The sequence below is a fragment of the Streptomyces sichuanensis genome, assembly GCF_020328095.1.
GTDB classification, from domain to species: domain Bacteria; phylum Actinomycetota; class Actinomycetes; order Streptomycetales; family Streptomycetaceae; genus Streptomyces; species Streptomyces cinnamoneus.
This window is the reverse complement of the sequence record NZ_JAIXMK010000005.1, coordinates 182231-207406: the sequence shown is the minus strand read 5'-3', so window position 1 is coordinate 207406 and position 25176 is coordinate 182231. Positions and strand designations below refer to the sequence as shown.

24 protein-coding genes and 1 riboswitch are annotated in these 25176 nt (G+C 72.2%); of the genes, 12 read left to right on the top strand and 12 right to left on the bottom strand.

Going from position 1 to position 25176, the window contains the following annotated elements; translation table 11 throughout:
- Positions 1–137 precede the first annotated feature (137 nt).
- Positions 138–1691 (top strand): FAD-binding oxidoreductase, encoded by a 1554-nt coding sequence (locus LE181_RS04120; RefSeq protein ID WP_263868395.1) that lies wholly within the window; start codon positions 138–140, stop codon positions 1689–1691.
- Positions 1692–1786: 95 nt separating this feature from the next.
- Here the strand turns inward: LE181_RS04120 and LE181_RS04115 are convergent, their stop codons facing one another.
- Positions 1787–2017 carry a hypothetical protein gene (locus LE181_RS04115; RefSeq protein ID WP_225659603.1) on the bottom strand — a complete coding sequence of 77 codons (231 nt, stop codon included), beginning with the start codon at positions 2015–2017 and terminating at the stop codon, positions 1787–1789.
- Positions 2018–2150: 133 nt separating this feature from the next.
- Positions 2151–2373, top strand: a riboswitch (cobalamin riboswitch).
- Positions 2374–2495: 122 nt separating this feature from the next.
- Between LE181_RS04115 and LE181_RS04110 the strand changes: the two genes are divergently transcribed.
- From LE181_RS04110 to LE181_RS04090, 5 genes are all read left to right on the top strand, one after another.
- Entirely contained in the window at positions 2496–2969 is a 474-nt protein-coding gene (locus LE181_RS04110; protein WP_372458233.1) for an acyl-CoA thioesterase, read from the top strand.
- A 187-nt stretch (positions 2970–3156) separates the two neighbouring features.
- On the top strand, positions 3157–3720 hold the full coding sequence (locus LE181_RS04105) for a YbaK/EbsC family protein (RefSeq protein WP_225659602.1): 564 nt from the start codon (positions 3157–3159) through the stop codon (positions 3718–3720).
- 117 nt (positions 3721–3837) lie between these two features.
- The gene (locus tag LE181_RS04100; protein WP_225659600.1) at positions 3838–4779 is read left to right on the top strand and encodes a LysR family transcriptional regulator; all 942 of its coding nucleotides are present in this window, start codon (positions 3838–3840) and stop codon (positions 4777–4779) included.
- Between the two features lie 114 nt (positions 4780–4893).
- Positions 4894–5076 carry a 4-oxalocrotonate tautomerase DmpI gene (gene dmpI / locus LE181_RS04095; protein WP_190108612.1) on the top strand — a complete coding sequence of 61 codons (183 nt, stop codon included), beginning with the start codon at positions 4894–4896 and terminating at the stop codon, positions 5074–5076.
- Between the two features lie 317 nt (positions 5077–5393).
- Positions 5394–6473, top strand: a complete 1080-nt coding sequence (locus LE181_RS04090; RefSeq protein WP_225659598.1) for a magnesium and cobalt transport protein CorA — start codon at positions 5394–5396, stop codon at positions 6471–6473.
- 81 nt (positions 6474–6554) lie between these two features.
- On the opposite strand, the gene LE181_RS04085 is transcribed toward LE181_RS04090, so the two are convergent.
- Positions 6555–7781 (bottom strand): acyl-CoA dehydrogenase family protein, encoded by a 1227-nt coding sequence (locus LE181_RS04085; protein WP_225659597.1) that lies wholly within the window; start codon positions 7779–7781, stop codon positions 6555–6557.
- Positions 7782–8044: 263 nt separating this feature from the next.
- On the opposite strand from LE181_RS04085, the gene LE181_RS04080 reads away from it, so the two are divergent.
- Positions 8045–8830, top strand: coding sequence for a FadR/GntR family transcriptional regulator (locus LE181_RS04080; RefSeq protein WP_225659595.1), 786 nt, complete (start codon positions 8045–8047; stop codon positions 8828–8830).
- Between the two features lie 8 nt (positions 8831–8838).
- On the opposite strand, the gene LE181_RS04075 is transcribed toward LE181_RS04080, so the two are convergent.
- The 3 genes from LE181_RS04075 to LE181_RS04070 form a co-directional block, all read right to left on the bottom strand.
- Complete coding sequence (locus LE181_RS04075) at positions 8839–9312, bottom strand: nuclear transport factor 2 family protein (RefSeq protein WP_225659593.1); 474 nt, start codon at positions 9310–9312, stop codon at positions 8839–8841.
- Positions 9313–9413: 101 nt separating this feature from the next.
- Positions 9414–9548 (bottom strand): hypothetical protein, encoded by a 135-nt coding sequence (locus tag LE181_RS32120; protein ID WP_263868390.1) that lies wholly within the window; start codon positions 9546–9548, stop codon positions 9414–9416.
- A gap of 136 nt (positions 9549–9684) precedes the next feature.
- Positions 9685–10134 (bottom strand): 2-thiouracil desulfurase family protein, encoded by a 450-nt coding sequence (locus tag LE181_RS04070; RefSeq protein ID WP_225659592.1) that lies wholly within the window; start codon positions 10132–10134, stop codon positions 9685–9687.
- A 90-nt stretch (positions 10135–10224) separates the two neighbouring features.
- Between LE181_RS04070 and LE181_RS04065 the strand changes: the two genes are divergently transcribed.
- Positions 10225–11529 (top strand): outer membrane protein assembly factor BamB family protein, encoded by a 1305-nt coding sequence (locus tag LE181_RS04065; RefSeq protein ID WP_225659590.1) that lies wholly within the window; start codon positions 10225–10227, stop codon positions 11527–11529.
- A 48-nt stretch (positions 11530–11577) separates the two neighbouring features.
- Here the strand turns inward: LE181_RS04065 and LE181_RS04060 are convergent, their stop codons facing one another.
- The 3 genes from LE181_RS04060 to LE181_RS04050 all read right to left on the bottom strand — a co-directional run bounded on the left by LE181_RS04060 (position 11578) and on the right by LE181_RS04050 (position 16202).
- Entirely contained in the window at positions 11578–12189 is a 612-nt protein-coding gene (locus LE181_RS04060) for a hypothetical protein (protein WP_225659588.1), read from the bottom strand.
- A 119-nt stretch (positions 12190–12308) separates the two neighbouring features.
- Positions 12309–14336: an RICIN domain-containing protein gene (locus tag LE181_RS32115; protein ID WP_263868388.1), complete on the bottom strand. Its 2028-nt coding sequence runs from the start codon at positions 14334–14336 to the stop codon at positions 12309–12311.
- A gap of 174 nt (positions 14337–14510) precedes the next feature.
- Entirely contained in the window at positions 14511–16202 is a 1692-nt protein-coding gene (locus tag LE181_RS04050; protein ID WP_308103062.1) for a sigma-70 family RNA polymerase sigma factor, read from the bottom strand.
- Positions 16203–16548: 346 nt separating this feature from the next.
- Here LE181_RS04050 and LE181_RS04045 point away from each other — a divergent pair, with 346 nt between their 5' ends.
- The 3 genes from LE181_RS04045 to LE181_RS04035 all read left to right on the top strand — a co-directional run bounded on the left by LE181_RS04045 (position 16549) and on the right by LE181_RS04035 (position 20762).
- Complete coding sequence (locus LE181_RS04045; RefSeq protein ID WP_225659587.1) at positions 16549–17076, top strand: hypothetical protein; 528 nt, start codon at positions 16549–16551, stop codon at positions 17074–17076.
- A complete protein-coding gene (locus LE181_RS04040; protein WP_225659586.1) occupies positions 17073–20021 on the top strand; it encodes an AfsR/SARP family transcriptional regulator in 2949 nt (982 codons plus the stop codon). Before LE181_RS04045 ends, LE181_RS04040 begins: the two co-directional genes overlap by 4 nt.
- Positions 20022–20156: 135 nt before the next feature.
- Positions 20157–20762 (top strand): peptidase inhibitor family I36 protein, encoded by a 606-nt coding sequence (locus tag LE181_RS04035; protein WP_225659584.1) that lies wholly within the window; start codon positions 20157–20159, stop codon positions 20760–20762.
- Positions 20763–20834: 72 nt separating this feature from the next.
- Here LE181_RS04035 and LE181_RS04030 read toward each other — a convergent pair whose 3' ends face one another.
- Positions 20835–22037, bottom strand: a complete 1203-nt coding sequence (locus tag LE181_RS04030; RefSeq protein ID WP_225659583.1) for a serine hydrolase domain-containing protein — start codon at positions 22035–22037, stop codon at positions 20835–20837.
- A 218-nt stretch (positions 22038–22255) separates the two neighbouring features.
- The gene (locus LE181_RS04025; RefSeq protein ID WP_225659582.1) at positions 22256–22813 is read right to left on the bottom strand and encodes an RICIN domain-containing protein; all 558 of its coding nucleotides are present in this window, start codon (positions 22811–22813) and stop codon (positions 22256–22258) included.
- A gap of 339 nt (positions 22814–23152) precedes the next feature.
- Here LE181_RS04025 and LE181_RS04020 point away from each other — a divergent pair, with 339 nt between their 5' ends.
- Positions 23153–23617, top strand: coding sequence for a DUF5959 family protein (locus LE181_RS04020; protein ID WP_225659581.1), 465 nt, complete (start codon positions 23153–23155; stop codon positions 23615–23617).
- Positions 23618–23901: 284 nt separating this feature from the next.
- Here the strand turns inward: LE181_RS04020 and LE181_RS04015 are convergent, their stop codons facing one another.
- Both LE181_RS04015 and LE181_RS04010 read right to left on the bottom strand, forming a co-directional pair.
- Positions 23902–24270 carry a hypothetical protein gene (locus tag LE181_RS04015; RefSeq protein WP_225659579.1) on the bottom strand — a complete coding sequence of 123 codons (369 nt, stop codon included), beginning with the start codon at positions 24268–24270 and terminating at the stop codon, positions 23902–23904.
- 331 nt (positions 24271–24601) lie between these two features.
- The gene (locus LE181_RS04010) at positions 24602–24991 is read right to left on the bottom strand and encodes an SH3 domain-containing protein (RefSeq protein ID WP_225659577.1); all 390 of its coding nucleotides are present in this window, start codon (positions 24989–24991) and stop codon (positions 24602–24604) included.
- Between the last annotated feature and the right edge of the window lie 185 nt (positions 24992–25176).

Here is a 25176-nt window from a genome sequence, read left to right as displayed (position 1 = left end):
CGGGAACCTCCCGCTCCTCCGCGTCATCTGAGTGATCAACGGGGATTTCGGCAAGGCGCACTGGCGCACACGCACGCGTACACGCCCACGCACATGCACACGCATACGCACACGGGCACCAAGGGGCAGGGATCTGCATGGCCATCAGCAGGCGCACACTACTGGCAGCGGGCGGCACCGGGCTGGCGGCGACTGCCGCCTGGGGCGGCATGGTGAGGACGGGCACGGCGGAGGCGGCCGGCCAGAAGGCTGCCAAGAGCGACTGGGCGGCCCTCGGCAAGGGGCTCGCCGGTGGCCTCGTGCGTCCCGACGACGCCGACTACACCGCTGCCCGTCAGCTCTACAACACCCGCTTCGACGCCCTGCGCCCCGCCGCCATCGCCTACGTCGCCGGTACACCGGACATCGTCGCGGCCCTGGCCTTCGCCCGCCGTTTCTCCATACCCGTCTCCATACGCAACGGCGGCCACAGCTACGCGGGATGGTCCAGCGGCAACGACCGGCTCGTCATCGACGTCTCACGGCTGAAGAACGTCCGCACGCCGTCCGCGTCCACCGCCGTCATAGGCGCCGGCGCCAAGCTCATCGACGTCTACACCGGCCTGGCCGCGCACGGCGTGACCATCCCGGCGGGCTCCTGCCCCACCGTCGGGGTCTCCGGGCTCACCCTGGGCGGCGGGCACGGTGTCCTCTCCCGCGCCTACGGCCTCACCTGCGACAGCCTCACCGGTGCGACGCTCGTCACCGCGGACGGCAAGACCGTCGACTGCGACGCCACCCGCAACACGGACCTCTTCTGGGCCCTGCGCGGCGCCGGCAACGGCAACTTCGGCGTCGTCACCGAACTCCGCTTCCGTACCCGCACCGTGGGCGAAGGGGTGACCGGCTACGTCTCGTTCCCCTGGTCCAAGGCCGCGGCCGTCGTGCGGGCGTGGCAGGAGTGGGGGCCGGGCCGGCCCGACGAGATCTGGTCCGCCTGCGACCTGTCGGTCGCGGCGGGCGGCAGCCCCCGGATATCCGTCGCCGCGTTCTCGGTCGGCTCGCAGCAGGACCTGGAGAACGCCTACGACGAGCTGATCGGCAAGGTGGCCAGGGCGAGCGGCGGAAGCAGCGGCATCGGGACCGTCCGGCTGCGGCGCCGCTCCTACCTCGACACCGCCCGTGCCTATGCCGGCTGCGGCGACAAGTCCACCGAAGAGTGCCACCTGCCGGGTGCCACGCCCGGTCGCGAGGCTTCCGGAAAGCTGGAGCGCGAGACGTACGCGGCGCGTTCGGACTTCTTCGACCGCCGGCTCGACGCCGCGGGCGCCCAGACGCTGCTCGACCAGCTGGAACGTTTCGGGCGCGGGGTCAAGGGCGGCGGCGCCTCGGTGCAGCTGACGGCCCTGGGCGGCGCGGTCAACCGCGTACAGCCGCTGGCGACGGCCTTCGTGCACCGACGCTCGCGCGTGCTGGCGCAGTACCTGACGTCGTGGGCGGCGGGCGGCGCGGGCACGGCACAGGCCGCCTGGCTCGACGGGATGCACGCCGCGATGCGCCGCCATGCCTCCGGTGCCGCGTACCAGAACTACACGGATGCGGGCCTGAAGGACTGGCGCACGGCGTACTACGGGGACGCAGCCGACCGGCTGGCGAAGCTGAAGCGGCAGTACGATCCGCAGCGCGTCTTCGACTTCCCCCAGGCGCTATGACGCCTCACGGAGGGGTGCCCTCAGCGCGGGGGCGCGAACGCAGGGCCTGACGGTCGCCGCCGGTGCGGGTGCTTCCGGACGGCGGGCGAGGCTCCTCATCCGCTGCCGCAACCGGCGCCGCCGCCGCAGCCGGAGCCGCCCTGATCACCGCCGTGGTGGTGCCCGTTGCCGTGCCCGTGCCCGTGTCCGTGCCCGCCGGAGCCGGAGCCGGAGCCGGAGTCACCACCGTCTCCACCCTCGCCGCCCTCGTCACCGTCCGGGACATGCGTGCCACCGTCGTGGCCGCCACGGCCCTTGTCCTTCTTCTTCCTTGAGAAAAACCACATGGGGAGAGCTTTCCCGTCAGCGACGGTGGTGCCTCGCCCGGCCACGGCGGACGGGAGCGCCCGGAAGCATCCGGACGGCGCACGCGCCGGGCCCCCGGGGCCATCCGCGTAGCCGCCGCGCCGATCACGGCGGTTACGCTGATCATGCAGCCGGTTCGCACCCGTCCGCCAGGCGGGGTGCGTCGCAAGAGGGAACCCGGTGTGAATCCGGGACTGCCCCGCAGCGGTGAGCGGGAACGACCGCCGTCATCAGCACTGGGTCTCCGATGGATCCGGGAAGCGACGGCCAGTAGACAGCTCGTGTCCCACGAGAGGTGCCCGCGAGTCCGAAGACCTGCCGCTGCCCGCGTGCGGCGGTCGCACGCGGAGCACTCGGTGACCTCCAGGGCGGGTCGGCGACGGCACGGGCGGACCGGGCCGTTCCGTCGCGTCCTCGCGTGCACCGAGGCCGATCCGCGACTCGCGAAGGAGAGTTGACGTGACGATCGACCACCCGGACACCGGTACCGGTACCCGTGCCACCCAGGTTCGTACCGCCAAGGGCACGGCAGAGTCCCGCGTGACCCTCGCCCACATCATGAGCGAGCACGACACCAACCTCTACGGCACCATCCACGGCGGTGTCGTCATGAAACTGATCGACGACGCGGCGGCGGCCGCCGCCGGCCGACACGCCGACGGGCCGGCGGTGACCGTGTCCGTCGACCGGATGACGTTCCTCGCCCCGGTCCGTGCCGGCGATCTCCTCGGCGCGCACGCCGAACTGGAGCGCGCCGGCCGCACGTCGATGACGGTGGCGGTCCGGGTGACCGCCGAACGCTGGAACGCCTCGGGCCCGACGGCCGAGGTGGCCACCGGGCGCCTGACGTTCGTCGCCATCGACGCCGAGGGGCGTCCCCGCCCGGTACCGCCCCTGGTGGTGGAGGAAGGGCCCGGGCACGGCGGCGGCTGACCGGCAGCCGTACGGACCCCGCCGGCGAGCGGTACGAGCCGCCGGCGGGGGGCTCCATGGGCTCGCCGTACACGTACGGGGGCTCTCCCGGGCTCCGCCCTGGGACGGGGTGCGTTCTCCGCACCGCCGGAAGCGGTGAAGGGCACACCCGGACGGGAGCCTCCCTCTCGGTCGTTACAGTCGGTCCATGAGCGATCGCCCCACTCTCCCGTTCGGTTCCTTCGAAGCCGTCGACCGGGCCCTGGACATCCCCGACCGTCTCGCCGAGCCGGTGGCCGCCGCGCTCAGGAGCTGGGACGTGCCGGAGGCCGCCCGTTCCGTGCTCTACGTGGACGGGGACCCCGAACAGGCCGACACCGCGGCGTTCAGCGCGGCCTACGACGTCCCGATGGAGGTCTCCGCCAACTGCGTGGTGGTCGCCGCGAAACGGGGCGACCGGACGACCCTGGCCGCCTGCCTCGCCCTGGCCACCACCCGAGTGGACGTCAACAGCACCGTCCGCAAGCGCCTCGGGGCCCGGAAGGCGTCCTTCGCCCCCATGGACACGGCGGTCGGCGCGACGGGCATGGAGTACGGCGGCATCACCCCCATCGGTCTGCCGGCCGACTGGCCGCTGCTGATCGACGCCGCCGTCGCCGCCGCACCGTTCGTCCTCATCGGCAGCGGCCGCCGCCGCGGCAAACTGATCCTCCCCGGCCGGGCTCTCGCGCAGCTCCCGGGCGCCGAGGTCCTTGAGGGCCTTGCCGTGTGACGCAGCAGCCCCGTCCCGGTGTGCGCAGGGCCGAAGGGTCCCCGCGTTCCGGCAAGATCGATCCGAAGGGGCCGGCGAGGGCCGGAAGAGACCCCTGAGCAACCCGCAGGGGGCACCATGGAGCTGCGTCAGCTGCGCTACTTCGTGACCGTCGCAGAGGAACTGCACTTCGGGCGGGCGGCGGAGCGGCTGGTGATCGGTCAGCCCGCCGTCAGTCAGCAGATACGGCGGCTGGAACGGGAGCTGAAAGTCCAGCTCTTCGACCGGACGCCCCGAACGGTCCGGCTCACCGCGGCCGGGGAAGCGTTTCTGCCCGCCGCACGGTCCGTACTCGCGGCGGAGAGCGCGGCCAGGTCGGTGGCCGCGCAGCTCGCCCATGGCCGGAGCGGTGTCTTCCGGCTCGGCACCGTCACCGGCCTCGGGGACAGGCTCGACCGGCTCATCGACGACTTCGCCCGCCACGCCCCGGACGTGCGGGTGGAACTGGTCTCGCTCCCGGTACGGGAACGGTTCGTCCAGCTCGCCGACGGACGGCTCGACGCCGCCTTCGTACGTGGGGCCCGGCCGGAGGGGAGCAGCGCTCCGGAGACCGTTCGTCGCCCGCTGTGGGAGGAGGAGCTCGTGGCGGCCGTACCCGCCCGGCACCCGCTCGCGGAACGGCCGGGTGTCTCGCTCACCGACCTCGCCGGACTGCCGCTGTGCCTGACCGAGCGCCGCAACCATCCCTCGCTCGTCGACCTCGTCCTCGACGGCTGCCGCCGGGCCGGATTCACGCCCGTTGCCGGCCCGGCCACCAGCAGCCTCCAGGACGCCCTCGCCGCGATCGGTTCGGGCACCCCCATGTGGACGGTGGTCTACGAGGGCAACGCCCGGCGCGTGCAGGCGCCCAGAGTCGCCTTCGTCCCCTTCGCCGCCCCCGGGCTGCGGCTGCCCGTCGAACTCGCTGTCCGCTCCGGCGCCTCGTCCCCGCTGCTCGATCTTCTTCTGACGGCTCTGACCGGCGACGACCGCAACGACCGACCCAATGGCCCCATGACCAGCAGTGATCAGCAATCGTGATCGCTGCGAGAGCGATTCGGGTCTGGGTCGGCACCGGTCCCGCGCGATGAACTGTTCCCGGCAGCCAAACGCACCGGAACGGCCGGTGCGGGCGCCGGCACCGAGGAGCACATCATGCCCATCGTCACCATCCAGCAGGGTCCCCGCGACATCGAGCTCAAGCGCGAGCTGGTCGCCCGCGTCACCGACGCGTTCGTGGACTCGCTGAACATTCCGGCCGAGGCCGTGCAGGTCTGGATCCACGAGGTACCCACCGACAGCTGGGGTGTGGCGGGCAAGCTCACCGCCGACAAGTAGGCGGCCGGGGCCGGGCCGGAGCAGCCACACGGCCCCGCCGGCGCCATCTCAGGGGCCGAGGGGGAGCGGGACGGCCGGGCACGGGGCCGGCCGTGACGCCGCCCCCGCCGTACGGCGGACATCGGCCCTCACGACCGTCCGGCGGAAACCGGCTCAGCAGACACGCCGCACACCGACGACTGCCCACTGTCCCGTCACCATGGCGTCGACGTAGGAGTATGTGGTGCTGTGAGGCGTATGGGGCGTGCTGTGCCATCGACGGGTACCAGGTGGTGCCAGGTGGTGCAGCACGCCGTCTGGACGGGAGGTGGAAGACCGTGATCGTCGACTGCGCGCACTACCGCGACGGGCGCCGGCAGCACGAGGGTGCGATGTCCTTGGAGCAAGCGGCCGCGCGCTGCGCGCAGGGCGGGTTCGTCTGGCTGGGCATGTTCGAGCCGGGCCCCGAGGAGCTGGCCAGGGTGCGCGAGTGCTTCGGGCTGCACGAACTGGCCGTGGAGGACGCCCGGGCCTTCCATCTGCGGCCGAAGGCCGAGCAGTACGAGGACGGCACCGAGCTGATCATTCTGCGCACCGCGCGCTACGACGACGAGCGCGAGGAGGTCGACACCGGTGAGATCAGCGTCTTCCTCGCCGAGCACTTCGTGATCACGGTGCGTCAGGGCATCGCCAGCGAGCTGCACGGCGCCCGCAGTCGGCTCGAACGCCGGCCGGAGCTGCTGCGGACCGGCAGCGGCTCGACGCTGTGGGCGATCCTCGACCAGGTCGTCGACGGATACGCGCCGGTCGTCACGGAACTCGAACACGACATCGAGCAGATCGAGGCCACGGTGTTCTCCGGGGCGGTTGCTCCCACCGAACGGATCTACTCCCTGCGTCGTGAGGTCACCGACTTCTACCGCGCCGTGCACCCGCTCCTGGCCGTCATTGCCCGACGACTGCAGCCGGGCAGGACGGCAGGCGAACTCCTGCCGTACTTCCGCGACGTGCACGACCACCTTCTGCTGGTCAACGAGGAGGTCGCCGCGCAGCGGGACCTCCTGGCCACCGTCCTCGAAGCGAACATCGCAGTGATCTCCGTCGAGCAGAACAAGATCAATCTGAGGCAGAGCGCCACGGTGGAACGGCTCACCGTCCTCGCGACCGTGTTCCTCCCGCTGTCCTTCGTGGTCGGCTTCTTCGGGCAGAACTTCGACTGGCTGACCCGTCACATCAGCAGTTTCACGGCCTTCGTCTCCCTCACCGCCGTCGGACTGCTCCTTCCCTGCCTGCTGCTGTACGTCTGGCTGCACCGCCCACAGCAGCAGCCGGCACCCCAGCTGCCGGACATGGGAAGCGTCCCCGAAGTGCGGCATGGGACGCGCGAGGGACAACGTCGTCGTGGGCGGACCCGCTGACGCGGTGACGAACCGGGCCGAGAACGCACCCTCGGGCCCGGCCGTCACCGAGCGCCCACCGCCCCTGTCCGCCGACCCTGTTCACACGAACGGTGTGATCCGCTCCTCGACGCCCAGCAGCACCTTGCCGTAGATCTCCATGCTCACCGCGGGCATGGCGACCGCGTGGCGTCCGGCGATGCTCGCGTCCCGCCATATCCGCTGCAGCGGATTCGCGTCGGCGAAGGCGCCGCCGCCGTGCACGTTGAGCAGGGTGTTGATGGCCTCAAGGGCGTTCTTGATGGCGTGCCCGCTGTCCGCCCGGACCCGGGCGCGGGTCAGGACGTCGAGTTCGCCGCCGCGGGCGGCGGCTTCGTCGATGTCCGCGGCGGCGCGGTGGAGATGCAGCTGTGCGGTGTCGATCTGCAGGGCGGCCTCGGCGATCTGGAGCTGTACGGCCACCGACTCCGCTTGCGTCGCGTAGTAGGTGTACGAGATCGGCTTGGTCGCGGCCTTCTCGGTGACCAGCTTCAGTGCGGCGCGCGCCATGCCCACTTGGGGCCCGGCGAGGCCCAGGGCGAGCAGCGGCGAGAGCGGCGAGCGGAACAGGCCCGTCGGCCCGTGTACCGCGGGCAGCTCGCCGTCGATCGCCCGCGGCACGGAGATGACGCGGCGCTCGGGCACGAAGACGTCCTCGGCGATCAGGCAGTTGCTGCCGGTGCCGCGCATTCCGGCGACGTGCCAGACGTCCTGCATCTCCAGGTCCGTACGCGGCACCAGGGCCATCGCCTGGTCGACGACCTCGCCGCTCTCGTCGGTCAGCGGCATGCCCAGCACGGCCCATGTGGAGTGCCACGCACCGGAGTTGTAGTACCAGCGGCCGGACATCCGCCAGCCGCCCTCGACCTTGTGGTTGCCGGCGGCCGCAGGGGTGAAGACACCGGTCACCCGGGCGTCGGCATCGGCGCCGAAGACCTCCTCCTGGACCTCGGCGGGAAACAGGCCGGCCAGCCAGTTGCAGGTGTTGACCACGGCCACCACCCATCCCGTGGAACCGTCGCCCTCCGCGAGCGCGGCCGACGCGTCCAGCAGAGTGCGCATGTCGGTCTCGTATCCGCCGAAACGACGCGCCACGGTCAGCTTGAACAGCCCCGCGTCGGCCAGGGCGTCGATCACCTCGTCGGTCACCTTGCGGTCCGCCTCGATCCTGGCGGCGTGCTCGCGCAACAGCGGCTGCAGCGCGGTGGCTCGCGCCACCAGCTCGGCGCGGCCGGGGACTGCCGTGGCGGTTGCGGCGGCGGCCTGGACGGAAGGGTTGGTGAGGGTCATGTCTCTCTCCACGGTGTCGGACAGGCGAAAGGGGAAGGGGCGGCGAAGGACAGGCGAACCCATCGCGTCGGGCCGGCGCGCCGCGCAGCCACGGCAGGGCGTGGCCGTACTCCCACTGGATACGGCTGTCTCGTTCGTCTTCATCACGCCCCCTATTCATCATGATGATTAGGGTGATCATGCAGACGGGTTCCCTCAGGCGTCAAGGGATGGGAGAGTATTCGTCATAATCAATACAGGTGAGGATGGATGGAGGGGGCGGAATGCAAGCGCATCACCACAGGCAGGCTCAGTCGGCCCAGCAGGCCGGACACAGCGGCTCGGGGCCGCACAAGGTGCACGAGGATGTCGAGCCGCCCGCCCTGCGGCGCGCCGAATGGGAACGCACCGCGGCCTCCCGTGCCGAGGTCGCGGCCGAGCAGATCGCCGCGATGATCGAACGGACGGAGCCGGGTCGGCGCCTGGGCACGAAAGACGAGCTGCGTGCGGCATGCGGGGTGTCGGTCGGTACCTTCAACGAGACCCTGCGGCTGTTGCAGTCCCGCGGGCTCGTCACCGTACGCCCGGGCCCCGGCGGCGGCCTCTTCGCCGCCGAACAGTCACCCATGCGCCGCCTGGGCAACTCCGTCCTGGCTCTGGACGCGCACCCGACGGACGGCGTGCGCGCCGAGGAGGCCCGGCGCATCCGTGACGCCCTCAGCCCGCTCCTCGTCGAGGATGCCCTCTGGCACGCCTCACCGGCCGATATCGCCGACCTGCGACGTGAACTGCCCAAACTGGCCTCGGCGGCGAGCGCGTGCGACCCGGCCGCCTTCGCCACTGCCGACCACCGGCTGCGCAGCCGGTTGGTGGCCGTCAGCCCCAACGCATTGCTGCGTTCCCTGTTCGCGACGCTCCTGCCTCTGGCCGGGCCCGACGCGGGCGGCTCCCTGCAGGACCGCTACGCGCACTGCGCCGCGCTCGTCGACGCCCTGGAAGCGCGGGACCGCGCCAAGGCGATGGAGCTGGCCCGTCCCGACCGGGCCGACACCCACGAGCCGCCGCGGTGAGAAACCGATCAGAGGGCCGCGGCAAGTCCGTCCGGAAGGCGCGGCGGGGTGCCCTGGGTCCACACCACGCGGAGAGCCGAAGCGGAGATTCGCCAGCCGTCAGCCGTCCTGACCAGTTCGTTGTCGACGTGGCCGGCGGAGACGAAGAGGCCGTCCGAGCCGTCTGCCAGAACATGGGTGCTCAGCTGGGCGCTGCGGACAGTGGCCCGGTCGCCGTCGAGCTCGATGACGGCGTTGGTGCTCAGATGCACCGTTCGGTCGAACAGCGCCATCCCGCGGCTGACGTGGTCCAGCAAGGCGTCGCGACCGTGAACGGTGCCGATGGGCATGTCCGCGGTGACGTCCTCCGTGTGGAACGTACGAGCCCACTCCTCGTCGAAAACCCCGTCGTCCAGGGAGCGCAGGTAGCGGTCCATCAGGTCGGTGATCTCTGCCCGGTCGACAAGGCCCTGCAGCGTTCGGTGCATGTCGTTCGTGTTCATGACCAGAACCCTCTTACGTCAAGTGCGCTTGAGGTCAAGCCCTCTGCTCTCGCCGTCACTCGCCGGACCATGCGACGGCAATTCCTCCGGCGTTCCTTCGGTCAGGCAGGCCCGGCGGCGCGGATGAGCGGATCGATCAAGCCGGGGAAGCGGCGCTCCAGGTCGGCGTGCCGGAGCGAGATCAGCCGGTGCTTGCCCTCCTGCCGGGGCGCGGTCACGCCCGACTGCCAGGACATCGCCCGTCTCGACGCCGACGGCAGGATCAAGCACCTTGAGATCAAGGCGTCCTGACGCCCTCCCGTCCTCGCGGCCCGCCCCCTCCCGCTGCCGTGCGAGGCGGCCGATGAGGGTCGTTCTGCGGGAACAACGGCTTCACACTCCGGGTGCGGGCCGCACGGCGATCCCGTTCCGCTCAAGCAGCGCCGCCGTCACTCCGTCTCCCGGCACCAGTTCCCCGGCGAACGACCCGTCGTACACCGCGCCCCGGCCGCACGAGGGACTGCGCGGCATCAGGAGCGCCTCGGTGCAGCCCCCGTTCCGCGCCGCCGCGAGTGCGCGTCGTGCCCCGTCCACGAACTCCGCCGTCACGTCACGCCCGGTGTCCTCGACGACCCGCGCCGTCCCGTCGAGCACGTCGTGCCCGTCGCCGCCCACCAGCTCCGCCGGCCGCCGCGGTGTAGCGAGCCCGCCCGCGACCTCCGGACAGAAGGACACGACGTCGCGGCCGCCCACTGCGTCATCGATCTCCGACGACGCCTTGTGACGTCCGTCGAACCGGCACGGCACCCCGCGCAGGCACGCGCTGACAAGGATTGCTTCCATGCCGCCAGGCTAGCCACAGCGGCACGACGGTGCGGGGGCCGGGACGGGGCGCAAGCCGAGCGACCCCTGCGACGTTGTACGTTACCGAGCGTGTCCACGAATTCGAACAGTAGTCGCCCGTCGCGGCGGGCCCTCCTGCTCACCGCGACGGCCGGAGTCCTCGGCGCCGGCGGCTATGCGGGATGGGAAGCCCTCCGGGACGAGGACGTCGCCGCGCCTCCGCAACGGAGAGCGCTGTGGACCTTCGAGGCCGGCCTGAAGTTCGGTCTGGCCGGCGACGGGCAGAGCCTCTACGCCGTCACGGACTCCCCCGCCGGCCTTCTCTCGCTGGGCGCCGGCGAAGGGCGCAGGCGGTGGAGCGTGCGGGTGAACGCGGAAGCATGGGAGGCCGGTCCCCTCACTGTGGCCGACGGCACCGTCTACGTCGCCGGCCGCGGCGGCGTCGTCCGGGCCCACCGGGCCGACGACGGAGAGCCCGTGTGGTCGGCCGGGCCGCTCAGCACGGGGACGCCCGACCGGCCGGTGGTGCTCGGCTCCACCGTCTGCGTCCACCTGCAGCGCAACTCCGACGACGATGCGCCCGGCGCGCCGGGCGTCCTGTGCGCTCTGGACACCGCCACCGGGCGGACGCGCTGGACCGCCCCGGCCTCCGGGATCTTCCGGCCGCTGCCCCGGCAGCGGCTGCTCCTCGCCCGTACGGGACAGCTCTCCGACTCCCCCGGCGACGCCCGCCCCGTGGGCGCGCTGGACCCGCTCACCGGCGAAGCACGCTGGCAGGCGCCGGCCTCCGCGAGCGAGGAGACCGTCGCCGTCGCGCCGGACGGCGGCACCGTCTATCTGCTCGACGAGCAGCACAGGCTCTGCGCGTACGACACGGAAGCGGGCAAACGGCGGTGGCGGGCGCCCGCCATGGGCGGGGTGATCACTGCCGCCGGGGACGGCGGCCACGTGTACGTGTGCACCTCCCGCGGTGATCTCGCCGCGTACGACGCCAGGGACGGGGGCCTGCGCTGGCGTCGCACCGTGGCCAAGGGCTACTGCCGCCCGGTGGTCACCCAGCGCGACGGACGCCTCTTCGTCACCTCGGGGGAAGGTTTCGGATCCGACAGCCTCTTCAACGTGAGCGGCAAGCGGGGCTACGTGCTGGCGCTGTCGGCGGACACCGGCAGACAACTGTGGCGCGTGGACCGCATGGAGGCGTGCTGGTCGCCCCCCGAGGTCGTCGGCAACGACGTGATCGTGACGCATGACGCGGCCTGGTGGTCCTACGACGCCCGCACCGGCAAGCCCCGCTGGCAGCTGCCCGGCGTCTCTTCCGTCATGGACGACCCGCTTGTCGCATCGGACGTCCTGTACGGGCTGTCCTCCAGGGGCGTACAGGCGCTGCGGCTCTGACACAGGCACCACAGGCACCGGCTGATGGCCGGGGGGGGTGCCGGCCGGTCAGGTGCGCCTGCGGTTGCGGCGCGAGCGCAGTATGAGGGCGGCGGCCGTCACGGCGGCGGCCGCGACAGCCGCAACCGTCGCCACCTTCGCGGTCACGCTCACGCCTGCCCCGTCGGCGCTCTCCGTGTCGTCGGCCGCGGCCGCGGCGCCGGTCCGGGGTGCGGGCGGCGGGGTCGTCCGCTCGGGGGCCGCTGACGTCGTGGCCGAGGGGGCGGGGGCGCCCTCGGTGAGGGCGGGGACGTTCACGGTGGCCTCGCCGTGGCCCAGGTCGGGGAAGCCGCAGTGGACGGTGATCTTCCAGGTGCCCGGGGTGAGTGTCTCGCGGGTGGTGTACGTGGCCTTGGCGCCCTCGACGCGGACGAGTGGCCAGGGCCCGCGCGTGACGCCGTTGGGGTCCTGGGCGGTCAGGGTGCCCGCGACCGGTTCGTCCACGGGGTCGTCGTCGTTGTCCCAGGCGGCGACGGCCCGTACGTGGCCGTCGGGACGGTCGCCGGTGACGGTGAAGTGGATGGTGTCGCCGTGCGCCGCGGCCGGGGCGGCCGTACCCAGCACGGTCAGGGCGGCGATCAGCCCGGCTGCCGGGGCGAGTGCTGCGGGACGGAAGGTCATCGGGTGCTCCTCAGGCGGAGGGGGAGGGGGGCGGGCCACAGGAGGGGGCCGGCGACCGCGGTGGGGGGTGGGGTGAGGGCCGCGGTCGCCGGCCCGGTTCCGGGGTGCTGGTCAGGCCGTCAGGATGCCTTGGTCAGGGTCCAGTTCTGGTAGCCCTGCTTGTTCGGCTCCTGCAGCTCCAGCAGGTAGCCGCCGTAGTACCAGCGCTTGCTGATGCCGAGCGTCAGGGAGGACCCCTGCGGCTGGAGGACGTACGAGCCGCCGCCGTTGGAGGTCAGCTTCCACTTCTGGGCGGCCGAGCCGCCACAGGGCTGCTGCGCGACGTACTGGCCGGCCGCCGCCCGCCCGTCGCTGCCCGGCTGCAGGCACTTGCCGGACTGGACGGACTTCACGCGCACGGTGCCGCTGCCGGCGTCCTCGAACGTCCACTGCTGGTTGGCGTAGCCGTGCCGCTGGTAGGCGATGGCGACGGTGCCGTTCGCGGTGGAGCCGCCCCACAGGTCGGCCGCCTGGCCGGTGAGGCTGTTGACCATCAGGAACTTGCCGCCCGGCTTGGTCGTGCCGGTGCCGGCGGCCAGGGTGCGGAAGGAGGCGGCGCGGCCGGGGGCGGAGACCTTGCCGTCCTTGCCCCGCGCGGAGACCGTCACCTTGTAGGCCGTGTCGGGGGTGAGGCCGACGAGCCGGACGGAGGCGTCCTTGACGTCCGCGTACTTCTTGCCGTTGAGCAGCAGGTCGTAGCCGGCGGCCGAGGCGACCGCGGGCCAGCTGACCAGGGCCGAGTCCGGGGTGATCTGCGTGACCTGTGCCGCGGGCCCGGTGGCCGGGCCGGGGTTGGGGGTCCCGGTGGGGTTCGGGGTGGGCGTGGGGCTGGGGTTCGGGTCGGTGGAGCCGCCGCCGCTGATCAGGAAGCGGTTGTTGGCGATGTTCCAGTGCGTGGCCAGGTAGCTGCCCGGTTTCGGGTTGGTGTGGAAGTAGTCGTCGTGCCCGCAGTCCAGGCGGTTGTCATTGGCCCGGTCGGGGCAGATCGTCTGCATCTTGGGGTAGTACGGCGCGTCCGAGTAGCACATGATGTCCCACTCGTCGACGCAGTGCGCGGCCTTGCTGGTGTGCGGGGCGCTGTTGTTGACCGCGCCGAGGTTGTGACCGAGCTCGTGGGCGGGCGTGCTGCCGCCCCAGCAGCCGGAGTCGGTGCGGCCGTAGGAGGGGCCGAAGTTGCTCAGGTTGTCCGGGCCGGGGCGCTCGTCGCCGTTGAACGTGCCGATGCCGCAGTAGACCTGGGCGTCGGCGAAGATCATGTACTTGCGGTCGCGGCGGTTGAAGCCCTTCGCGGCCAGGGCGTTGTTCATGGCTCCGAACTCGGCGAGTGCGCCGTCGGTGACCTCGACGTTCAGCACGGAGGGGGTGCAGTCGGCCTCGGTGACGTAGCGGACGTGCCGCTCGCCGCCGGTCTCCTTGGCGCTCGCGTTGTAGATGACGTCGGTCTCCGCAGCCCACTGCTTGAACGAGGCCGCGTACTGGCCGAACCGGTCCCGGCCGGGGCCGTGGACGTACAGCACCTGGACGCGGTTGCCGGTGGATCCGTCGCCCTCGCAGAGGGTCCGGGCACCCCCGGGCGCGTTCGGGCCGGCCGGGGTGGGGCCGGCGGCGGCGACGCTGTTGCCGGTGCGGGTGTCGAGGGCGGGCGTCGTGCCCTGCAGGGCCTCGCCGGCGGCGGGCGTCTGCTTGCCGTCGCCGGTCAGCTCCGGCTTGTCGGCGGCCTTGGCGACGGGCGCGGTGTCCTTGGTGATGTCGATGCCCTTGGGGGGAGCGTCCGGGCCGTGGGTGCACAGCCGGGCGTCGGAGACCCGGTAGACGCCGACGCACGGGTCGCCCTTGGGCGCCGGGTCGAGGCCCTTGTAGACCAGGCCGCGGCCCGTGTCGGCCTTGGGCGTCTTCTTCAGCGGCTCGGGCTGGGTCCGGTGCACCGGCTGTGCGGCGGCGACGTTCCCGGCCTCGGCCGGCGCGTCGTCCGGCGTCGACGCCGACACCATGCTGATGAGACCCGCGGCGAGCGCGGCGGCGACCGCCGTGGAGGCCGCCGCGATGCCTATCCGGCGCCGGGTTCTGCTCCGGCGGTGCGAGGTGGGTTTCTTGCGGTGTGTGCTCATGGTGCAGTCCCATCGGTGTGGAGGGTCGTCGGTGCTGCGTGGGGCCGGTGGGGCCCCGGGAACCGCCGGGTCCGCCGGGGCGGGAGTGGGGGTGTCCGCGACATGACAGGACTCGTCGCGCGGCGTCCGGCCGGGCCTGGCGGTGGCTCAGGGGGTGCTGGGGCCGGGAGAGGCTCAGCGGATGGTGAAGGTCTGGTCCCAGTGCGGGCCGCCGGCGCCGACGGTGACGTCGACGCGTACGCCGAACTCGGTGCGCGAGCAGTCCAGGACCGCTTGGCGGTGGCCGGGCGTCCCCATCCACGCGGACACGACCGCGGCGGCACTGGGCCGGCCGCCGACCGTGGTCACGCCCGAGAAGCCCCGGCGGTCGGCGCCGGCGTACTGGCCGGGCTGGGTGGAGTGCCCCCCTCGCGCGGCAGCGGTCATTTCGGCACTGCGTCGCAGGGGGCAACAACCTCGCCGTTCCCGCTCGATGTTGACCAGGCGGACGGCCTCGCGTTCGATGCCCTCGACCGGTTCGCGCGGCTCGCCGGTGGGCCTGGTCCGCCGGGGCGCGACGGACGTGGGGGGCGTGGCGGGCGTGGGTGACGGCGGCGGGGTCGCGGTGCCGGGTTCCGCCGTCCGTACGGCACCTCGGCCGGCGGCCGAGGAGCGGTCCGCGGCCAGGGCGTCGTCCTCCCGTACGGGCTGTGCCGGCGCGGGCCGCGACGGGCCGGCGGACGACACGGGGGCCGGGGCGGCTGCGGCCGTCCGGGCCGGGGCGCTCACTTCGCGCGGGCCGGCGTCGCCGGGGGCGGTGGGGACGTGGTCGCAGCCGGCGAGGATGCCGCCGACGACGGCCGCGAGGACGGCGCCCGTCACGACGGGTCTCGCCACGCTGCGAGAGCGCCCGGCCGAGCCGGCATCCGGTCCCGTGCCCGCGTCCGGGTCCGTCTCCGGTTGGCCGTCCGGCCCCGGGGGCGCGTCGCCGTCCGCGGACGCGTCCGTATCCGTGCCCGTATCCGTGCCCGTATCCGTGGCCGCGTCCGCCTCCGTGTCCGCCGGCCCGGAAGCGTCGCAGGCGGTGGGGGCGGCGCGCAGGGCCGTCGTGACCCGGTCGGCGAGCGCGGCGGCGACGGGCACCAGGCCGAGGCCCGCCAGCAACCCCTCGGCCGGGACCAGAGCGGACCGGTGGCCGCCGCACCCGGGGCAGCCGCGTGCGTGCCGGGCGATGCGCTTGCGCCACAGCGGGGAGGGCACTCCGTCCCACGGGGCGAGGACCTCGGCCAGGTCTCTGCAGCGCGGGGCGGCGGACAGGGCGCGGACGACGGCCCGCGCCGTCTCCAGCTGGCCCTTGATGCGCTGGACGCGGACGGCGGTGTGCTGGGGCGACAGCTCCAGCGCCTCGGCGACCTCGGCGCGTGTGATCTCGCCCGCCGCCTCCAGCCACCACAGGGACAGCACGGCCCGCTCGTCCTCGTCCAGCCAGCGGGTGGCCTCGGCGGCCTCCCGGCGCTGGCCCTCCAGGCTCAGCCGGACGATGGTCAGCCCCACGAAGTCCGCGTCGGGGTCGTGCACGTCGTCCGCCTCCTGCAGTCCTGTGACGGGCGCGTCGTGGCGCTCGGTGCGCCAGTGCCGGCGTATCTGGTTGACCGCGATGGCCACGAGCCACGAACGGAAACGGCCGGGGTCACGCAGCCCGTCGAGGCCGCTGACCATCCGGATCATGGTCTCCTGCACCACGTCGTCGACGTCCGCGTGCCCGTTCAGCGCGCGGCCGACGATGTTGTAGATCAGGGGCAGGCAGGCCGCGACGAGTTCCTCGCGCGCGGCCGCGTCCCCTGCCTGCGCAGCCTCGACCATGCCCGTCACATGCGTTTCCGTCACGCTCCGCTCACCTCGTTCCTGCCGCGCCACTGTGGCGTCCCGGCACTTGGGAGACCTGAGGGAGGCCGCCGCATAACAAAAAAGCAGCGATTCGATCGAGAATCCGTTCCGGACGCCATGCCCCCGCGTGCTGACGCTCCGTGAGCAGGCGGATAAACGCGGCCCCGAGAGCCGTTCCCGCCGCAGCGACTCCTCCCGCCACCGCCCGGCGGGCCCGCCCCCTGCCCTCACCACCGGAGGGAAGGATTTTTCGTTTATGAACCGTTGATTGCTTATATATCGACGGCACCGATGGTCTAGCCCAACGCGCAACGAACGCGCCGCCACGATCGGAAAAGGGCTCACCATGACGACGAGAACGTCCCCCAAGGCCACCACCCGCGCCGCAACCCTCGCCGCCTCGGCCGTACTCGCGACGGCAGCGCTGCTGGCCACCAGCGATACGGCCCGTGCCGCAGACGGAAACGCCGCGGCCACCCTCTCCACCGGGGAGTCGCTGTCCCCGGGCGACCGGCTCGGCACCGGCGACACCCACCTCGTCATGCAGGGCGACGGCGACCTCGTCCTCTACACGGCCGGCGCCGGGGGCTCGGCCCCGCAACCGCGCTGGCGCTCCGGCACCACCGGCGAGGGCAACCGGGCCGCGCTGCGGGCCGACGGCAACCTCGTCGTCACGGCGAAGGACGGCGGCGTCCTGTGGGAGAGCCGCACGGGAGGCGCGGACTGCCTCCACCTCCCGGTGACCAGGCTCACCGTACGGCCCGACGGCGACATGTCGATTCTGACGATGCCCAACAGCGAGGCGCCGTACGTGATCAGGCTCTGGTCGGCGACCTTGGGTCTCCAGTTCCCCTGCGGGTCCGCAACCCGGTGAAGGACCTCGTCCCGGGGTTCGAGTTCGCCCTGCTCGGCCCGGTGCGGGCCCGGCACGACGGTGTACCGGTCGACCTCGGCCAGCCCAGGACGCGGGAGGTCCTCGCGGTCCTGCTGGCCGCCGCCGGGCGCACGGTGGCGCTGCCGCTGCTCGTCGACGGGGTGTGGGACGAGGGCGACCGGCCGGCCAGGGCCGAGCACTCGGCCCGTACCCACGTCTGGCGGCTGCGCCGGGCACTGGCCCGGCACACCGCCGAGCCGGTGCTCGTCACGGTGGGCGACGGCTATGCGTTGCAGGTGCCCGCCCGGGCCGTGGACACCTGGGCCTTCGAGCGTGCGCTGGCGAGAGCGGCGGAGGTACGGGCCTCGGGCGGGCCGGCCGAGCAGGCCCGCGAGGTCCTGTCGGAGGCCCTGGGGCTGTGGACGGGCGAGCCGCTGGCCGGCCTGCACGGCCCCCACGCCCGAGCCCTGCGCGCACACCTCGCGGACGTGCGGCAGTCGCTGCTGGAGGCCCGGCTCGAACTCGACGCCGAACTCGGTGACCGGCCGCACCTCGCGGCGGAGGCGGCGGCCCTGGTCATGGAGTACCCGGCGAGCCAGCGGCTGCGTGCGGTGCAGATGCTGGCGCTGTACCGCTCCGGCCGCCAGGCCGAGGCGTTGGCCGCCTACGAGGACACCCGGCGGTACCTGGCCGCCGAACTCGCGCACGTGCCGCCGGAGGGACGCGGGCCCTGTGCCGAACTGGCCGCGTTGCACCGGCGGATCCTCCGCTCGGACCCCTCGCTGCGGCTTACCGGGACCGGGGCGGACTCCCGGCGCAGGGTCCCGGACGGCCCCGCGTTTCCCTCCGCCATCGGCGGGTTCACCGGGCGGGCGGAGCAGATCCGGGAGCTCACCGAGACGCTCACGCGGCCCGACACCGCGGCCGTGGTGCTCTCGGCGGTCAACGGCATGGCGGGCGTCGGGAAGACCACGCTCGCCGTCCACACCGCCCACCGGCTGGACGACGCCTTCCCGGACGGCCGTCTGTACGTCGACCTGCGCGGCGCCGACGCCGAGCCGCTGCAGCCGCACGCCGTGCTGGAGGGGTTCCTGCGGGAGCTGGGCACCGCCGAGGAGGACATTCCCGAGGGCGCCGACGAGCGCGTGGCCCGCTACCGCTCACTGATGGCCGGGCGCCGGATGCTCCTGCTGCTGGACAACGCGGCGTCCTGCGAACAGCTCAGGCCACTGATACCGGGAGCCGCCGGCTGCGCCGTCCTGGTGACCAGCCGTGCCTGGCTCACCGGGCTTCCCGGGGCCCGCCACCTGCGGCTGGACGTCATGCCTCTGGCGGAGGCGCTCGCCCTCCTGCGGCGGGCCGTCGGCGACCGCGCCGTGGACCGCGATCCCGAGGCGGCCGCCGCCCTCGCAGCCGCGTGCGGCTTCCTCCCCCTCGCCCTGCGGATCGTCGCCTCGCGCCTGGCGGCGGAACCCGGCCGCACGCTCGCGGACATGGTCCGGCGCCTGACGGACGAACGCGGACGCCTGGACGAACTACGCACCGGCGACACCGCCGTGGAGGCCGCGTTCGAGCTCTCCTACGCCACCCTCACCGCCGGGCAGGCGCGCGCGTTCCGGCTGCTGTCCGTGGTGGACGTACCCGATCTCGCCCTGCCGAGCGCGGCCGCCCTGCTGGGGCTCGGCGCCGACGAAGCCGAGGAGCTCCTCGAATCCCTGGTCGAACTCAATCTGCTGGAATCGCACCGTCTGGACCGCTACCACTTCCACGACCTGGTGCGCGCCTTCGCCCGGGCGAGGAGCGCCCGGGAGGACTCCCCCGGCACGACGGCCCGGGCCGTCGCCGGTCTCCTGGACTTCTGCCTGGCCACGGCCCGCAACGCCGACGCGGTCGCGCACTCGGCGGAGCCCGGCGAACGCACGCTCATCGACGTCGCGGTGGCCTCGCCCGGGCTCGACTTCGCCACCGCCCAGGAGGCCACCGAATGGATGCGGGAGGAAACGGCCCTGCAGCGGATGCTGATCGCCCGCGCCTGCGCCGACGAGACGCTGCCGCTGTCCCAGGCCGCGGATCTGATCGACCGGTTGAACACCGTGCTCTCCGGTATCGCTCATCTCACGGCGGTGACGGAACAGGCCCGGCTGGTCGCCGAGGTCGCGGCACGGCGCGGTGACCGCCGGTCCGAGGCCCTGGCCCGGTACGTACGGGGGAACGCCCTGTGGCACGCCAACTCCTTCCCCGAGGCGGAGTCCGAACTCACCCGCAGCCTGCAGCTCGGCGACGGGGAGACGGGGGTACGGCTGCGCGCCTCGGCCCACCTCACTCTGTGCGCCAACGCCCGGGTCCACGGCCGGTTCGACGCGGCGGTCGCGCACGGGGAGGCGTCGGTGCGGCTCTTCCACGCCCTGGGCGCCGCGACCGCCGAGGGCACTGCGCTGGGCGAGCTGGCCTTCAACTACGCCCGGCAGGACCGCCTGACCGAGGCACGGGAGGCCGCCGAACGCGGTGCCCGGCTGGTCGGCGGACAGGAGTCGGTGTCCAAGGCCATCGGCCTGTACTACCTGGCCCGGGTCCTGCGCCTGTGCGGCGACCGGGAGGAGGCCCTGCGGAGAGCCGATGAGGGCCTGGCCCTCTTCCGCACCTTGAACGTGTCCTCGTTCGAGGCCGCGTCCGGCAATCTGATCGCCGAACTGCAGGCCGAGGGGGAGCAGTACGCGCTCGCGGCGCAGACCGCCGAGGCGTTCCTGCCGCTCGCCCGCCGCGTCAGCGCCATGCTGGAGGGCGGCCTGCTGAGGACCCTCGGCCGCAGCCTCCCCCACCTGGGACAGCACGCCCGAGCCGATGCCTGTCTGCAGGCCGCCCTGGAGCTCTTCGAGCGGCTGCGGGCCGACCAGGACGCCGAGCAGATCCGTCAGTTGAGGCTGAACAAACCCGCCGACCGCTGACCGGGACGGCTGACGGCTGACGGCTGAACGGATCCCCGCGACATCGTTTATCCCGCGGTGAACGAAGGACGGCAGTGTCTGCGATGTGGCCACCGCACCGGCCGCCCCACCGGAGCTTCACTCAGGAGGAATCTCATGAAGTCAGCACGCACTCTCGTCACCCTCGCTCTGGGCACCCTGGCCACCCTGGCCGCCGTCTCCACGCCCGCCCTCGCCCAGGACGCCGGTTCCGCGAGCCGCGCCACGACGAGCCGGCACTGCGTGGTCGACACCGACAACGGCACCAAGTCCTGCTTCGGCACCTACAGAGAGGCCGTCGCCTTCGCCACCGAGGGCCGTGTCACGGACGCGCCCAACGACACGCGAGCCGCCGCGCACGACAAGAAGCTCCAGGAACGCCTCAGTGGTCCGCGCGGTGAGCACGGCATGAAGCTTGCGGAGAACTCCCGGTCCGCCCTGGCCGGCGCGCAGAGGGTCCTCGCCACGGTCTACCAGGACTCCGATTTCCGCGGCAACTCCCTCTCCTTCACGGGCAGCGTCGGCTGTGTGCGCTACCCCGAGTTCGCCACCATGGGCAGCGACTGGAACGACCAGATCAGCTCCGTGGCCTCCGGCCAGTGCAGCATCACCCTCTACCAGCACGCCAACTTCCTCGGCGCCAGCCAGACCTACAGCGGCGGCGTCCCCTACATCGGCGACGCCATGAACGACCAGGCCAGCTCGGTGAGCTTCGACCGCTGACCCGCATGACCTCACGACCGGCACGGCACCGCCCCACAGGCGCCGTGCCGGTTCTCCATGCCGAAGGGCCCCTCAGCCGGCGCTGATCGCCGCGATGAGGCGGGTGGCTAGGGGAGGTGCGCCTCCGCCGTCGGCGGAGGCGGTGCCGTAGCCGTAGACGACGCGGCGGTTCAGGTCCGGCGTCGCGAAGGCGGCGCTGCGGTAGCCGAGGTCGCCTCCCGTCTTGCCCCACATCACCGAGCCGTCCGGCAGCGGAACGGACATGAGGACCGTGCTGAAGCACGCGGTGCCCTTCGCGGGCCCGGTGTTGCAGTGGGAACCGTCCGCGTAGGGCAGCGGCTTGCCGTGCACGTCGCGCGGGACGGCGAACAGCTCGGCGGCCTGGGCGGGGCGCAGGAGGCGGCCGCTGAGGAGACCGGTCATGAAGCGGTCGAGATCGGCGGTCGTGGAGATCAGGCTGGACGGTAGGCCGCCCTGTTCGTTGACGTCGATCTGCTCGCCCTTGCTGGCCGGCACGTAGCCGGGCACGTACGGGGCCGGTATCCGCGCCGTGCGGGCCGGGGCGTACGTTTCCTTCATCTTCAGAGGCGCCAGGATGCGGGTGGTCACCTCTTGCCGGAACGAGTGGCCGGTGAGCTTCTCGATGAGCTCGCCGGCGATGCGGTATCCGAGGGAGTTGTACTCCTGCTTGGTGCCGGGGGCGAATCTCGGGCCCGGCCGGTTGCGGCCCTGGGGCCGCAGCGTCTGCTGAACGATCTCGTCAAAGGTGTAGTAACCGAAACGGCCTTCGATGACCTCGTCCTGGGACGGTGCGGGAGCGCCGTCGAAGTCCTGGGGCAGGCCGCTGGTGTGGTTGAGCAACTGCCGCACGGTGATGTCGTCGAAGGTGTCGGGCAGGAGGCCGGGCAGGTAGTGCTGCACGGTTTCGTCGAGGTTCACCCGGCCCTCGGCGGAGAGCTGCAGCAGGATGACCGCTTCCATCGGCTTGGCGACGCTGCCGATCCGGAAGTGCGCGTCGGGCGTGACCCTCTTGCCGGAGACGACGTCCCCTGACGCGCCCCGCCAGGTCTGCCCGGACGTGTACACCTGGGCCACGGCACCGGCCATGCCGTCGCCCGGGTGCACCGCGATCGCCTCGCGCAGCGCTGCACGGTCGGGCTTCGCAGGTGTGTGCGCGGCCGGCGTGGCGGATGCTGCCTGTACGGACGCGCCCGCAGTCAAGGCCAGCGATACGGCGGTCGCGGCGGCCAGGGTCAGGGCCGAAGAGCAGCGCATGGGGACTCCGTTCAGGGGTGGGATGAACTTCCCCAAGCCTCCCGTGCCGAGATCGTCTGCTCATCCGGGACGGTCCTGACTCTGCCCTGACGTAGCCCTGAGGGCGTCTCGGGGGCCGGAGCCACCCCTGGACGCGCCGGGCGTGCCCCGCGGGGGGGGCATCGGTCGTCCCGCAGAGCACGTCCGTGTGCGCTGTCAGATCGCTTCCGGGGTGTTCGTCAGAAGTTCCAGTAGTGGTCGGCCCATGTGCCGCAGGGCCACTGGATGACCTTCTCGCCCTGCACGGTGCTCGCGCCGGGTACGGCCAGGCACTGCCTGCTGTTCCAGTTCACGAGCCGCTTGCCGTTGTTCGTGTACTCGATGCCCCAGTAGTGGTCGGGCCAGGTGCCGCACGGCCACTGGATGACTTGGGTGCCGGCGGTGGTGCTGGCGCCGGGGACCGCCAGGCACTGGCCGCTGTTGTAGTTGCGCACGCGGTAGTAGCTCATGCCGCCGCTGGAGAAGGCGTACTCGAACTGCCAGTAGTGGTCGCGCCAGGTGCCGCAGCCCCACTGGATGAGCCCCTTGCCGTTGTCCGTGCTGGCGCCCGGGACGGCCAGGCAGTGGGCGCTGTTGGCGTTGCGGACCCAGCCGTAGCTGTCGGCCCCGTTCTGCGCGCGTCTCTCCGGCTTCGCGGAGTCTTGCGGTGTGTTCGCGGAGGCCGCGGTCACCCCCGAGGTGAGGAGCAGGGCCGCGGTGGCCGCCAGGATGCCGGGCAAGCGGAAGTGCGACTTCATGTGTCCCCTTTGTCTTCGTCGATGGACGTGAGTACATGGACGGAAGTACACGGACCAGGAGCCGTACCGAACCGGCGCGCCCCGGATGCGGGGGCGCGAGCCAGGCGAAGGCTACCGTCACGGTGCGGGGAGCGGCAGACGCACGACGCCCGGCTGGTCAGGTTGGCGCGAACGCGCCACCTGCCCGGCCGGGCGTACTCGGATCCCAGGCCCCCTCAGGCCCTCTCCGCCCTGTGACAGTAACGGGAGCAACCTAGGGAAACACCCGGTTCCCGACCGGCATCAGGTGCCGCCGGCCCGGCGGGGACGTGTCACTGATGTGGGGCAGAATGCCGCCTCATGCACGATGACAGAACCGTCCCCGCACCCGCCCCACCACACGAACTGATACGCCTGGCGGCGTACCAGCACGACGTCACGGTCACGCTGACCGGAGACGTCCACCCTCACAGCGGGGAAATGCCGTACTACGCGGCCAAGGTCGACATCTCCGGAGACCTGGTCACCATTTCTCGCCTCATGTATATGAGCCGCGAGGACATCGAGGAGTGGTCGCACGTACTGGACCGGATGGACAGCGCGTTCGCCGTCCACGAGGGCGAGCCGCATTCCGTCGACTGGCCGGCCGGGGGCCAGGACATGTACCTGCGGATACTGCCGGCTGACGACCCGTGCGCTATTGAACTGCACGATCCGCACGCATACGCATCCGTACAGCTCTCCTTCGACCTCGGCCAGCAGTGGATCGAGACGTCCCGCGCACGCCTGCACGCCGTACTTGCCGTGCTTGAACGGCTCGGGTGATCGAACCGTCGGCGGTAGGTTGCTGTCGGTCACCGCCCGCCGGATTACCGGCACAGGCCGCCGCTAGGGGCCGTTCCCATGGCGGCGGCTCCCAGTCCGGCTCAGCTCAGCCCGGCCGTGGCGGACGCCTCAATGGCGTCCGCTGGTGGGCGGCCAGGCCCAGCGCGATCGACTCGTACGCCGCGCGCAGCGGCCCGCGCACAGAGGCCGCCCTGACCTCTAGGGCCGTCCCACAACCCATCACCGCAGGGATGCCGGCCCTCCTCGTGCTCCAACTGGCCCGCTCAGTCGTCGACGGTCATCGCGAGGAGGGCGATGTGCAGTCGCGTGATCAGCACGAAGTTCTTGCGCCAGGCCGCCGGGCACCCATCGCCTTCGTCGATGATGACGTCCGCGGCCATGCGTACGCTGCCCAGATGCTGTTCGACGGCACCGGCCACGGCGAGCGCCCCCACGCGGCCCGGCCCTGGTCCGCCACCGAAGTCGGTTCGCCGTGCCATTCGGTCGATGGCCTGTCCCAGCTCATCAATCCAGCGCAACGGGGGCTTCAGCGGCCGGACGCTCGTCACCACATCGGGGTGGGCCACCGATCGGGCCAGGACCGCCCACGAGGATCGCGGCGGGAAGCCTTCCATCAGCGGCACCACTGTCACCAGCGATAGGCACACGGCGCGGTCGGTGCCCGTGGTCGCCGCCTCACATGGTGCCGCGGCGTCACGCACTGCTGTCCGAGCCGCAGCGGTCGTCCGCCCGGGCGCGGTGTCCGCCGTGCCCCCTGGCGAACGGTGCCGCGCCCCGCCCGTAGTGGAGTTGTCAGCCCGTTTCACGGGACCACCCTCGCATGCCCACGAATGCACCGTTCTCACCGGCGTCCGGCCCGGTGGCGCACCCGTCGCAGCGCCGTCCGGCCCCGGCGAGGACGTGCCCAGCGGGTGGATCCGGCGTGTGCGCCGGATCCACCCGCGGCATGTCATGGTGACGACGTCAGCACTTGTTGGCGGGGTGTTTGGAACCGCCGTCGTCCAGACGGTCGTTGTAGACCCACCCCATGGTGTCCTTGCCATCTATGCGGACGTGGGTCCACTTGTGGCCGTGCTCGTTCTCCACCCAGCAGTGGTACTGCAGCACCGTGCTGCCGGAGACCTCCTTGGTCACGGAGCAGTCCTCGCTGGGGCCCGAGCGGATCTTGGCGCTGTCGCCCTTGGGCGTGCCCTTGCCCGGGGACTTGTTCTCCCAGGTGGGGTGGGAGCAGGCGGTGGTCCCGCTGGGCTCGGCGCTGGCCGAAGACGCTGTGGCCGCAACCGTCGCCGAGGCCACGAGCAGCGGCACTACGGCCACAGCGAGAAGCCCCGACTTCATTCTGTTCGCACTCATGCGTTTCCCCTTTGACTCGACTTCGGGTCGACTTCGGTTCGGCGGGCAGCCGTGGCGACTGCCCGACATCACGAGAATGCTGTGCATGGGAAAGGTCAGCGACATTTCGGTGAAGTCCGCAAACATTGCCGGTCATTGCGGTCTCCTCGTGGCGGGCTCCCTCAGGCCCTCACGGTCTTCGCCAT